Source organism: Streptomyces glaucescens (assembly GCF_002154375.1).
GTDB classification, from domain to species: Bacteria; Actinomycetota; Actinomycetes; order Streptomycetales; family Streptomycetaceae; genus Streptomyces; species Streptomyces glaucescens.
Genome location: NZ_MUND01000212.1, coordinates 1 through 10,772, shown reverse-complemented (window position 1 = coordinate 10,772; position 10,772 = coordinate 1). Strand labels below are relative to the sequence as shown.

10 protein-coding genes and 1 pseudogene are annotated in these 10,772 nt (G+C 73.7%); 7 read left to right on the top strand and 4 right to left on the bottom strand.

What is annotated here, in order from left to right:
- Nucleotides 1-1,163: FUSC family protein (locus tag CCN42_RS15940; RefSeq protein ID WP_143661921.1), on the top strand; the 1,163-nt coding region annotated here is incomplete at its 5' end.
- A gap of 228 nt (nucleotides 1,164-1,391) precedes the next feature.
- On the opposite strand, the gene CCN42_RS15935 is transcribed toward CCN42_RS15940, so the two are convergent.
- Nucleotides 1,392-2,330, bottom strand: coding sequence for an endonuclease/exonuclease/phosphatase family protein (locus CCN42_RS15935; protein ID WP_086736375.1), 939 nt, complete (start codon nucleotides 2,328-2,330; stop codon nucleotides 1,392-1,394).
- A gap of 135 nt (nucleotides 2,331-2,465) precedes the next feature.
- Here CCN42_RS15935 and CCN42_RS15930 point away from each other — a divergent pair, with 135 nt between their 5' ends.
- The 3 genes from CCN42_RS15930 (at nucleotide 2,466) to CCN42_RS15920 (ending at nucleotide 5,021) form a co-directional block, all read left to right on the top strand.
- On the top strand, nucleotides 2,466-3,830 hold the full coding sequence (locus CCN42_RS15930; RefSeq protein ID WP_086736373.1) for an amidohydrolase: 1,365 nt from the start codon (nucleotides 2,466-2,468) through the stop codon (nucleotides 3,828-3,830).
- 164 nt (nucleotides 3,831-3,994) lie between these two features.
- A complete protein-coding gene (locus CCN42_RS15925; RefSeq protein WP_086736371.1) occupies nucleotides 3,995-4,684 on the top strand; it encodes a DUF899 domain-containing protein in 690 nt (229 codons plus the stop codon).
- Between the two features lie 154 nt (nucleotides 4,685-4,838).
- On the top strand, nucleotides 4,839-5,021 hold the full coding sequence (locus CCN42_RS15920) for a hypothetical protein (RefSeq protein ID WP_086172401.1): 183 nt from the start codon (nucleotides 4,839-4,841) through the stop codon (nucleotides 5,019-5,021).
- Nucleotides 5,022-5,046: 25 nt separating this feature from the next.
- On the opposite strand, the gene CCN42_RS15915 is transcribed toward CCN42_RS15920, so the two are convergent.
- The 3 genes and pseudogenes from CCN42_RS15915 to CCN42_RS15905 form a co-directional block, all read right to left on the bottom strand.
- Nucleotides 5,047-6,993, bottom strand: coding sequence for an ABC transporter ATP-binding protein (locus CCN42_RS15915; RefSeq protein WP_086736369.1), 1,947 nt, complete (start codon nucleotides 6,991-6,993; stop codon nucleotides 5,047-5,049).
- 123 nt (nucleotides 6,994-7,116) lie between these two features.
- The gene (locus tag CCN42_RS15910) at nucleotides 7,117-7,554 is read right to left on the bottom strand and encodes a hypothetical protein (protein ID WP_086172403.1); all 438 of its coding nucleotides are present in this window, start codon (nucleotides 7,552-7,554) and stop codon (nucleotides 7,117-7,119) included.
- A 188-nt stretch (nucleotides 7,555-7,742) separates the two neighbouring features.
- Nucleotides 7,743-8,444: pseudogene (locus tag CCN42_RS15905) on the bottom strand (ATP-binding protein); the annotation flags it as partial.
- A 244-nt stretch (nucleotides 8,445-8,688) separates the two neighbouring features.
- Here CCN42_RS15905 and CCN42_RS15900 point away from each other — a divergent pair.
- From CCN42_RS15900 to CCN42_RS15890, 3 genes are all read left to right on the top strand, one after another.
- A complete protein-coding gene (locus tag CCN42_RS15900; protein ID WP_086736367.1) occupies nucleotides 8,689-9,549 on the top strand; it encodes a helix-turn-helix domain-containing protein in 861 nt (286 codons plus the stop codon).
- Nucleotides 9,550-9,825: a DUF397 domain-containing protein gene (locus CCN42_RS15895; protein ID WP_086736365.1), complete on the top strand. Its 276-nt coding sequence runs from the start codon at nucleotides 9,550-9,552 to the stop codon at nucleotides 9,823-9,825.
- A gap of 116 nt (nucleotides 9,826-9,941) precedes the next feature.
- Nucleotides 9,942-10,754, top strand: a complete 813-nt coding sequence (locus CCN42_RS15890) for an SAM-dependent methyltransferase (RefSeq protein ID WP_086736363.1) — start codon at nucleotides 9,942-9,944, stop codon at nucleotides 10,752-10,754.
- Nucleotides 10,755-10,772 lie beyond the last annotated feature (18 nt).

The following is a 10,772-nucleotide window of genomic DNA, read 5'->3' as shown; positions in this document are numbered from 1 at the left end:
CGCAGTACGCCGCCGCGCTGCCCCTGGCGGAGGCCGCCACCGCGCTCGCCTGGGCCGGGGAACCGGTCTCCGCGCGGGCCGCCGAGGCGCCCCGGCGGCTCGCCGCCGCCGTGCGCGGCAGCACGCACACCGGGCCGCTGCCGGCGCCCGCGCGCTCCGCGCCCGCCCTGCGGGCCCTGGACGACGCGCTGCTGCGCGCCGCCGAGGCCTTCGACCGGGGCGAGGGCGAGGCGCTGCACACCCGCGGGCGGACGGCGCGGCAGCTGCTGCGCACCGCGTGCGGGCCCGCCGGGCGGGAGTACGGGGTACGCGTCGCCCTCTCCTTCGGGACCGCCGCCGCCGTCGCCCAGGCGCTGCACCACGCCCACTGGTACTGGCTGCCCGCCACCGCCGTCTTCCTCGTCAAGCCAGACCTCGGACCGCTCGCCTCGCGGGTGCTGTGCCGCGCGGCGGGGACCGTCCTCGGCGCGCTGCTGTTCGCCGGGGTCGCCGCCGCGGTGCCGCGGCCCGCGGGACTCGTGGCCGTCGTCGCGGTCAGCGGGGCGCTGATCCCGGTCGCCACCCGGCACTTCGCCGCGCAGACCGCTGTCGTCACGGTGCTCGTGCTCGCTCTGGTGATGATCGGCGGGGAGCCGCAGGCCTCCGCGAGCCGGATCGGCGAGACCCTGCTGGCCTGCGCGATCGTGCTGGTCGTCGGGCATCTGCCGCTGCCGGGGGAGCCGGGCGGCGGGGTACGGGCCCGGCTCGCGGCGGCGGGCAAGGCGGCGCACGCCTATCTCGCCCAGGTGACCGGCGGATCCGGCGACCGGCCCACGCGCTGGGTACTGCGCCGCGAGGCCTACCGCACCCTCGCCGAGGCCCGTACGGCGATCGCCGTGGCCGCCGCCGAACTGCCCGCCCTCGCCCGGCACACCGAGGGCACGGACCGGCTGGCGGCCGCGCTGGAACGGCTCGTCGACACCGTGACCGCCTGTGCCGTGCACCTCGACGACACCGGGCGGCTCACTCCCGGGCACGCCCGCCGGCTGGACCGCCTCCTCGCCGAGGTCGAGCAGGCCGACGTACTCGGCCTGCTGCCCGCCCTCGCCGAGGAGCGCGGCAGGCTGCGGGCCGTCGGCCTGCCCCTGGTCGGCCAGGGCCCTTCGTTCGGTCGGACCGGCTGAGGTCGGGCGCCTCCCGACCCACCCGAGCGGCGCCTGGTGCGTGCGGCGGCACGGCGCAGGAGGGAGCCGGCGACCGACGACGACGCGGCTGGGCGTCCCTCCCTGCTCGCAGAGCTCGGGGAGTGCGTGCCAGGCCCCGGGACGCCGGGGTGATCCGGACGACCGGCCCGGGCCCCGGCGGCCAGGCCGGCCGCCCCGGGGAGCGGGTCCCGACCGCCGTCCGTGCGGCTATCCGATCCGTACCCACACCGGTGCGTGGTCCGAGCCCGGTGCGTCCCGGCGTCCCGCCGGGTCCACGTCGACCGAGGGCAGCCGGGGGGCCGCCTGGCCGGGCAGCCCGGTGCCCGCGGCCGTCACCCGGTGGACCAGGCGGTGGCTGAGCAGCACATGGTCGATCAGTTCACGGCGCCCGGCGTGGACCCGCGAACAGCGCTGCTCGGCTGGGATGAACGGGGCCACGTTCCACAGCCGGGCCGCGTCCCCCCGGTCGGGCCGGTCGAATCCGCCCGTGCCGGCCTCCGACCCGGGCGGCCCGAGCAGGATCTGGGTGGTCGCCGCCTGCACCTCGTCGTTGAGGTCGCCCAGCACCACCACGTCCCTGTCCCGGCCGTCGCCCGCGAGCAGCGCGTCGGCCAGTGCGCGCAGCGCCGTCGCCTCGGCGGTCCGGCGGTGCAGCGCGTAGGCGCCGTAGCGGGCGCGTTCTCCCTCGTCGTGCGGATGGAAGCGGTTGACCGGGTAGGTCAGCAGCTTCGACTTCAGATGCGCGACCGCGGCGCTCATGCCCTCCGTCTCCACGGCCAGCAGACCGCGCCCGGCCGCCTGCGCGGTCTGTCCCGTGTCGTCCGTCTGCACCGGGCGCAGCCGGTCCGGGAACGCCGTCGTGTCGGCCAGCGGGCGCAGCGGCGTACGACTGAGGAAACCCACCCGGATGCCCCGGGGGTCGGGATACGCGGAGACCGCGGTGTGCCACTCGCCGTCCAGCAGGCCGGCCAGGTCGGCCAGCGCCACTGGCTCGCCGATCTCCTGGAGCCCCAGCAGGTCCGGATCCAGCTCGGTGATCACGGCGGCGAGGGCGGCGAGCTTGGTCTCGTACGCGCTCTGGTCCCGCGGGCCGAACAGCCCGCCGGGCCGGTAGAGATTCTCCAGATTCCAGGTGCCTACCAGCATGCCGGGCCCCTTTCGCAGAGCCTGGTGGCGGGCCGTGGTGAGGCCGGGCCGGGGGCCCGGCAGGTCCCGCGACCGGCCGGGCCGGATGCGCGGTTCGGCCCACGACGCGGTACCACCCCGCCGTACGTTGGCGTGATGACGACTTATCCCGCCGACCTCATCATCACGGGATGCACCGCCCTCGTGCATGTCGAAGGGCGGGCCGACCACGAGCGGATCGCCTTCCGGGACGACGCCGCGATCGTCGTGCGCGACGGGGTCGTCGCCGCCGTCACCACCGCGGCGGACGTCACCGGGCTGCCCGCCGCCGAGCGCATCGACGCGCGCGGGCAGGCCGCCCTGCCCGGCCTGGTCAACTGCCACACGCACGCCCCGATGGTCATGCTGCGCGGGGTCGCCGAGGATCTGCCCACCGAGGAGTGGTTCAACGACGTCGTCTGGCCCGTCGAGTCGAACCTCACCGCGCGGGACGTCGAACTGGGCGCGCGGCTGGCGTGCGCGGAGATGATCCGGGGCGGTGTCACCTGCTTCGCGGACCACTACTTCGCCATGGACGCGGTCGCCGCCGTCGTCGAGGAGTGCGGCATCCGGGCCCACCTGGGCGAGGCGTTCTTCTCGTCCCAGGGCCCCGAGGGACGGGAGCGTTCTTTGGAGTTCGCGCTACGGCACCGGGGCGGCGCCGGCGGCCGGATCACCACCACCCTCGCCCCGCACGCCCCGTACACGGTCGACGACGCCGACCTCGCGGCGACCGCGGACCTGGCCCGCGAGCACGGCCTGCCCGTGCATCTGCACGCCGCCGAGAACCGCGACCAGACCGAGGCCAGCCTCGCCCGGTACGGCGCCACCCCGATCGAGGTCCTGGAGCGCACCGGTCTCCTCGGCACCGATGTGCTCATCGCGCACGGCACCGGTATCACCGAGCGCGACCTGCCCGTCCTGGAGCGGGCCGACGGGCGGGTCGCGGTCGCCAGCGCACCGCGCGGGTACCTGAAGTTCGCCTGGCCCACCACCACACCGGTACGGGCCCTGCGGGCGATCGGCGTGCCCGTGGGGCTCGCCACCGACGGAGCCGCCTCCAACAACTCCCTCGACGTCTGGGAGTCGATGGCGCTCACCGCCCTCGTCCAGAAGGCGGCCGAGGGCGACCCCCGCTGGCTGACCGCGCGTCAGGCCCTGCACCACGCCACCCTGCAGAGCGCCCGCGCGGTCGGCCTCGACGGCGTCGTGGGCTCCCTCGCGCCGGGGCACCGCGCGGACATCGTCCTGGTCGACCTCACCGGACCGCACACCCAGCCCGTGCACGACCTCGCCGCGACCCTGGTGCACAGCGCACGCTCCTCCGACGTCCGCACCACGATCGTCGACGGCCGCGTCCTGATGCGCGACCGCGAGCTGCTGACGCTGGACGTACCGTCGGTCGTCCGCGAGCTGGGGGAGCGGCTGCCCGCCCTCCTCGACCGCGGCCACGGGCGGCGCGTGCAGCGGTACGACACCTGACCCGGACGGCGGCAGGGCACCTGACCCGGACGCCGGTGGGACGGTACGGCATCTGGCCGAAAAGGCGGTTCGGAAAACCGGCCGGAAATTCGTCGTGTCCGTGCGATGAGTTACGCGCCGGACACCGGTCACCCCTCGGAACGGACCGTTGCACAGGAGGGGTCATGGTGCTTCCGGAGATCGTCTCGCGCGAAGAGTGGCGCAGGGCGCGTGAGGAACTGCTCGCCGAGGAGAAGGCGCTCACGCGCGCGCGGGACGCGCTCAACGCACAGCGGCGTCGTCTGCCGATGGTGGAGGTCGGCAAGGAGTACGTCTTCGAGGGCGGGGACGGCAAGGCCACTCTGCACGACCTGTTCGAGGGACGGCATCAGCTGGTGGTGTATCACTTCGTGTTCGCCCCCGAAGCGGACGCCGGCCGCCGCGGCTGCGCGGCGTTCCTCGACCAGATCGGCCATCTGGCGCACCTCCACGCGCGTGGGACGACGTTCGCGGCCGTCTCCCGCGCGCCGTACACGAAGATCCTGCCCTTCAAGGCGCGGATGGGCTGGACGCTGCCCTGGTACTCCGCGAACGGCGAGGACTTCGACCGGGACTTCCAGGTCACCCGGGAGCACGAAGGGGAGCCGGTGGACCGGCCGGGCCTCAGCTGCTTCCTGCGCGACCGCGACCGCGTCTTCCACACCTACTCCACCTACGGGCGGGGCCTGGACGGCCTCGGCTCGACCACGAGCCTGCTGGACCTGACCGCCCTCGGACGGCAGGAAGCGTGGGAGGAACCCACGGGACGCGCGTCGGCCTGTGGGGCGTCCGCGGGGAGTGAGCGCATCCGTTTTCACGATGAGTACGACGAGTGACACCAGGGGTAGCCGTGGCTGCGGTTTCCTGGGATACGGCTCACCATCAGTGGTGAACGGGTGTCAACTACGTCTCAGTCACGTCACTGAACGAGGCGTTTGACCTCCGGCAGGCGTTAACTCGTACACGGACGACGCTCTCTGGAGGTGCACGGTGAACGGGCGAATGGTGATCGAGCGCTTTCCCGCCGGCGGTCCGCGCGGTTCGTGGCCGGCCGAGGAGTTCGCGGACGCACGGCGGGCGGAGGGCCTGCCGGCCGAGGTCGTCATGGACCTCGCCACGGACACGTTCCTGGTGATCGTCCGCGAGACGGCCACCGCCGACGCCGCCGCGTGACCGCGTGACCGCGTGACGAGCGGGGTCAGCCCGCCTTCGGGGCGGGCACCCGCGCGGTGAACTGCTCCGCCTGGAGCCCGTACAGCTCCGCGTAGAGGCCGCCCTTGGCCAGCAGTTCCTCCGGGGTGCCCGACTCCACGAGCCGGCCCTGCTCCAGGACGTGCACCAGGTCCGCGTGGCGGACGGACGCCAGCCGGTGGGTGATGAGCACGACCGTCTGACCGGTCCCTGCCAGGGCCCGGATCTTCTCGAAGACCTCCAGCTCGGCACGGGCGTCGAGGGCCGCCGTCGGCTCGTCCACGATCAGGATGCTGCCGCGCCGGTAGGCCGCACGGGCGATGCCCAGCCGCTGCCACTGCCCGCCGGACAGCTCGTGTCCGCCGCTGAAGTGACGGGCCAGCAAGGTGTCCAGACCCCGCGGCAGATCCGCGATCACCTCCTCGGCGCCGGCCTCCTCGACCGCCGCCGCCAGCCGCTCCTCGGCCACCGGGACGGACGGGCGGCCCACGGCGACGTTCACCCGCGCGGTGAACGGCCACCGTTTGAAGTCCTGTGCCACCATCGCGATCCGCTCGGCCAGCAGTCGCCGGTCCGCGGTCGCCGCGTCCACGCCGTCCCACAGGATGCGGCCCCGGTCCGGGGTGTACAGCCCGGCGAGCAGCTTGACCAGGGTCGTCTTGCCGGAGCCGTTCTCGCCGACCAGGGCGATGATCCGGCCGAGCGGCAGGGTGAGCGTGAGGTCGTCGAGGGCGGGCCGCGTGGACTCGCCCGGATAGCCGAACGTGACGTTCTCGAAGCGGATCTCGCGCGCGTCCTCCGGCAGGGCCGTGCCGCCGGCCGGGATCGCCCGCTCGGCCGCCTCGGCGTACAGCCGCTCCAGATCGCCCACGAACAGCGCCTCCTCGTGCAGCTGGTTCACCTCCAGGACCAGCGAGTCCAGGCTCGCGGAGCCGGTGCGTACGGCGATCACGGCCGTGCCGGCCACGGCCAGGGACATCGCCCCGGCCAGCAGCAGACCGCCGAGCGTCGCGTAGGTGGCCACCGCCGCCAGACCCGTCCAGGCCGCCGCGATCAGGCCGGTGCGGGCCGCCAGCCGGGCCAGCCGGGCCTGCTCGGCCTCCGCCGACTCCGACATCGCGCGGAAGTGGCGCAGCAGGAAGGGGCCGACGCCGTGCAGCCGGATCTCCGGGGCGGCGGCCGGTTCGGTGAGCAGGCCGCTGATCAGGTGCCCCGCGCGCGCGTGCTGCACCCAGGTGTGGAAGGACTCGTAGCGCCGCCGGGCGTTGGTCAGCGCGCTCCAGGCGCTGGGCAGCGTCATGGTGACGAGGAGCGGCAGCAGCAGGGGATGCAGCACGGTCAGCACACCGGCCGCCGCGATCAGGGAGATCATCGCGTTCACCACGCGCGTGCCGTACATGATCATCCGCCGGGCGGAGGCGGCGCCGTACTGGGCGGTGTCCAGCAGCTTGTGGAAGGCGTGGTCCTCGATGGCGGCCAGCTCCACGGCCGCGGCCCGCTCCAGGTACAGCTCGGTCGCCACCCGTTCGACCTTGGGCTCCAGCCGTCCGGTGGCGTACGTCGACGCGGCCCGCAGCAGTGCGCCCACCAGCAGCACGGCGGCCATGACGACCAGGGCCGGGACGGCGCCGCGCAGACGGTCCTCGATCGGGCCGCCGCCCATCAGACCGCCGAGCGCGCTGTTCACCGCGAGCAGGCTCACCGCCTGGGCCACGCCCCGGCCGGTCTCGGCGGCCAGCACGATCCGCGCGGCGCGGCGGTCGGCCTGGCGGGCCAGGCGCAGGCTGGCGGAGAGCAGGGCGGGCAGCCGCCGGACCATCGCCCGGAAGGTCAGCTCCAGGAACGCGTCGGCGTGCTGGTTCCAGCCCATGTCGTAGCGCAGGGGACCGCCGAACAGCAGCCGCTCGGAGTCGGACGGCTGCTCCGTCCGCGTCGCGTCACCCTTCTTGCCCACCGTCCGCCTCCCCGGTCCCCACGAAGGGCCACTATCGCGGCGCGGACCGTCGCGGGGCAGGGCGCAACGCGGAACGGCGAGGGCACGCGGGCGTGCGCCCGTGCCGTCCGCGCGGGGGCGGCACTACGCGCTGACCACCTGTGACCAGCTCGGTGCCGTCCCGGTGAGCCGGCACAAGGTCAGGTACAGCGGTATCGGCGGGGTGTACGGAAGCTCGCCGTCCGGCCGGTGGATGAGGCGCGGGGCGTCGGGGACGACCGCGCCGATCGCGTACCGCGCGGGGGCGGGCCACTCCAGCGCGTAGTCGGAGTCGGACGGGACGAGCCACCACCAGTGCGCGTCGTCGGCGTACACGCATCCCACGCGAGGCAGCCGGGGCAGCACCTCCGGGCCGAAACAGGCGGGCATCGCGACCGCGTCGCAGCCCAGTGGGGCGCTCATCCCCTCGGGGACGGTCAGCCGGCCGGGCGTGGAGGGTGTGCCGGGCGTGTGCAGCCCGCGTCGCAGGCGGATCAGCGTCTCCAGGGTGCGCACCTGGGCGCTGCCGGACGCGGGCGTCACACGCTCCCCCAGCCGCGGCCTCGCCCGAACGGGGGGACTCCCGGGGCCCCCGTTCGGTGGTGCGACTCGGGCCGGGTGGAGGAGTGCTCCGGTGTGCCGCGGCCGTGCGGCGCGACGGGGGTGCGGGGATGCGCGGGGGCTGGGACGTGACCGTGCGGTGCGGCGGGCGTACGGCCCTGCGGCGGGGCCGGGGTACGGCCGTGCTCGTGGTCCGCCATCAGGTCCTGGGCTTCCGCCTCGTCCTCCTCGCCCGCGCCGCCGTCCGAGCGGCCCGGTTTGGGGCGGGCGCCCCAGCCCAGGTCCGCGCGCGGCGCCCGGTCCTGGCGGGGGGCCGCCGCCTGGCGGGGCAGCTCGGCCCAGACCAGCAGGCCGCCGGGCCCCTGTTCCTGGGCACCCCAGGCGTGACTCAGGGCGTCGACGAGAAGCAATCCCCTCCCGTGCTCCTCGTCCGGCCGTTGCGGGGACGGACAGGGCTCGCCGGGCGCGCATCCCTGGTCGCGCACGGCTATGCGCACCAGGTCGTCGCCGTCGTGCAGCTCGCAGACGACGACGTCGCTCGCGGTGTGCACGATGGCGTTGGTGACCAGCTCGGACACCACCAGGGCGGCCGAGTCGCAGGTGTCCTCGCAGACCGACCAGCCGGTCAGCCGGGCCCGGGTCAGGCGTCTGGCCTGCGCGGGAGAGCCCGGGTGCGCGGCCAGCTCGAAACGGAACCGGCGCTCGGCGGCGCCCCCGGAGGGGACGGCTGCCGCCCCTGCGCCCGACCAGGGCCGAGCGGGGGAACCCCCATCGGCACCGAGACCGAGGGGGCGGCCTGCGGTGGCGTCTGTTCCTAAGGGCGCGGACGGAATCACGCTTGCCACTATCTCCCCGGCGTGAACACTTGGCAAGTGTCACTCTGAAAATTGCAGAGTGCGGTGTGACTCTCTGAACGGCCATGGCACACTGCTCGCAACAGCACGTCGAGCGGCGCCACTTGGGATCGCCGAAGGTCAGTACCGCCAGATTCTGGCTGGTATCGCCCGGTTTTCAGCCGGTGTCGATCGGCCAGCTCTGGCCGGTTCGGACCTTCGAATAGGTCTTCGATTGGCGCCGCCGGGCTGTCCGGAATTCCTTACTGGAGGTGGGTGGAGCGTGAGCGAGCCGCGGTCCGCGCCGACGGTCGGCCAGGTCGTCCTCGGCCGGCGCCTGCAGGACCTGCGGGAACGCGCGGGTCTCAAGCGCGAGGAGGCCGCCCGTGTCCTCCATGTCGCCCCCGCCACGGTCCGCCGCATGGAGACCGCCGAGGTCGCGCTCAAGATCCCGTACGTCCAGTTGCTCCTGAAGGCCTACGGTGTCCCCGACGGCGAGGCCGAGGCGTTCGTCTGGTTGGCCGAGGACGCCAACCGGCCGGGCTGGTGGCAGCGCTTCCACGACATCCTGCCCGGCTGGTTCTCCATGTACGTCAGCCTGGAGGGTGCCGCCAGCCTCATCCGCAGCTACGAACCGCACTTCGTCCCCGGTCTGCTCCAGACCGAGGACTACGCGCGCGGGGTCCTCACCTCGGGAGCCGTCGGCCAGACCCGCCCCGAGGACATCGAGCGGCACGTCGCCCTGCGCATGCAACGCCAGGAACTGCTCACCCGTCCGGACGCCCCCCGGCTCTGGATGGTGATGGACGAGACGGCGCTGCGCCGCCCGGTCGGCGGCCCGGAGGTGATGCGCGCGCAGATCGACAAGCTGCTCGACGCCGCGGAGCTGCCCCATGTGACGCTGCAGGTCGTCCCGTTCTCCACGGGGCCGCATCCCGGCACCTACGGGCCCTTCGTGCTGTTCCGATTCGCCATGCCCGAACTGCCGGACATGGTCTACAGCGAGTACCTGACCGGCGCCGTCTACCTCGACGCGCGCGCCGAGGTGGCGACCCACCTGGAGGTCATGGACCGCATGGCGGCGCAGGCCGCCACGGCACAACGCACGAAGGAGATCCTGCGGGATCTCCGCAAGGAGCTCTGAATGGATCGCATCACGTCCCAGCCCCAGCCGAGGGTCCGCGCGGAGCGGATCTACAACGGCATGCCCGCGCGGGAGCTGGGCAGCGAGGGCTGGCACAAGCCGTGGAGCGGCGGCAACGGGGGCAACTGCCTGGAGGCGATGAAGCTCGCCGACGGCCGGATCGCCGTCCGGCAGTCCACCGATCCGGACGGGCCGGCGCTGATCTACACCAGCGACGAGATGACGGCGTTCATCGAAGGCGCCAAGGCAGGGGTGGCGGACTTCCTGCTGTCGTGAACTGGCCTGTTTGTTTCTCCCTCGCTGCCTGACTGTTCTGATCGACTTCCTTCTTCCGGTACCGCATTGATCACGCGGTGTGCCCTGTGCGCCCCCAGACGCTTACGGAGTGCCGTATGACCGGGCAGGACCCCGCCGGCGCCATCCGGATCGACACCGCCAAACCGCATCCCGCGCGGATGTACGACTGGTATCTCGGCGGCAAGGACAACTACCCCGTCGACGAGGAGATGGGCCGGCAGATGCTGGCCCTCGACCCGCGCGTGCCGGTGATGGCGCGGGTCAATCGCGCGTTCATGCACCGCGCCACCCGCTGGCTGGTCGAGCACGGCGTACGGCAGTTCCTGGACATCGGCACCGGCATCCCGACCGAGCCGAATATGCATCAGATCGCCCAGGGCATCGCGCCGGACACCCGCGTCGTCTACTGCGACAACGACCCGATCGTGCTCGCCCACGCGGCGGCCCTGCTGCGCGGCACACCCGAGGGCGCCACCGAATACCTCCAGGCGGATGTGCGCGATCCGGCCGCCATCCTCGAAGGAGCCAGGAAAGTCCTGGACTTCGGCCGGCCGGTGGCCCTCTGCCTGGTCGCGCTGCTGCACTTCGTCCCCGACGAGGACGGCGCGCACGACTTGGTGCGGCGGCTGATGGCCGAACTGCCCTCCGGTAGCCACCTGATGGTCACCCACGCCACCGCCGACTTCTCCCCGGAGGAGTCGGCCGCGGCGACCGCCAAGCTCAAGGCCGCGGGCGTCACCCTGGCCCTGCGCTCCCGAGCGGAGTTCACCCGGTTCTTCGACGGCCTCCACCTGGTCGACCCCGGCGTCGCCGTCGTCAACAAGTGGCGCCCGGAGCTGGGCGAACCGGTGCCCGGCGAGGACGACGGGGTCATCCCCGGGTATGGGGCGGTGGGGCGCAAGCCGTAGGCCGTGTCCGCAAAGTCC

Bases quoted from the DNA above. Each gene is read 5' to 3' on its own strand.
- CCN42_RS15935 (WP_086736375.1), bottom strand. From the start codon at position 2,330: ATGCTGGTAGGCACCTGGAATCTGGAGAATCTCTACCGGCCCGGCGGG.
- CCN42_RS15930 (WP_086736373.1), top strand. From the start codon at position 2,466: ATGACGACTTATCCCGCCGACCTCATCATCACGGGATGCACCGCCCTC.
- CCN42_RS15925 (WP_086736371.1), top strand. From the start codon at position 3,995: ATGGTGCTTCCGGAGATCGTCTCGCGCGAAGAGTGGCGCAGGGCGCGT.
- CCN42_RS15895 (WP_086736365.1), top strand. From the start codon at position 9,550: ATGGATCGCATCACGTCCCAGCCCCAGCCGAGGGTCCGCGCGGAGCGG.
- CCN42_RS15890 (WP_086736363.1), top strand. From the start codon at position 9,942: ATGACCGGGCAGGACCCCGCCGGCGCCATCCGGATCGACACCGCCAAA.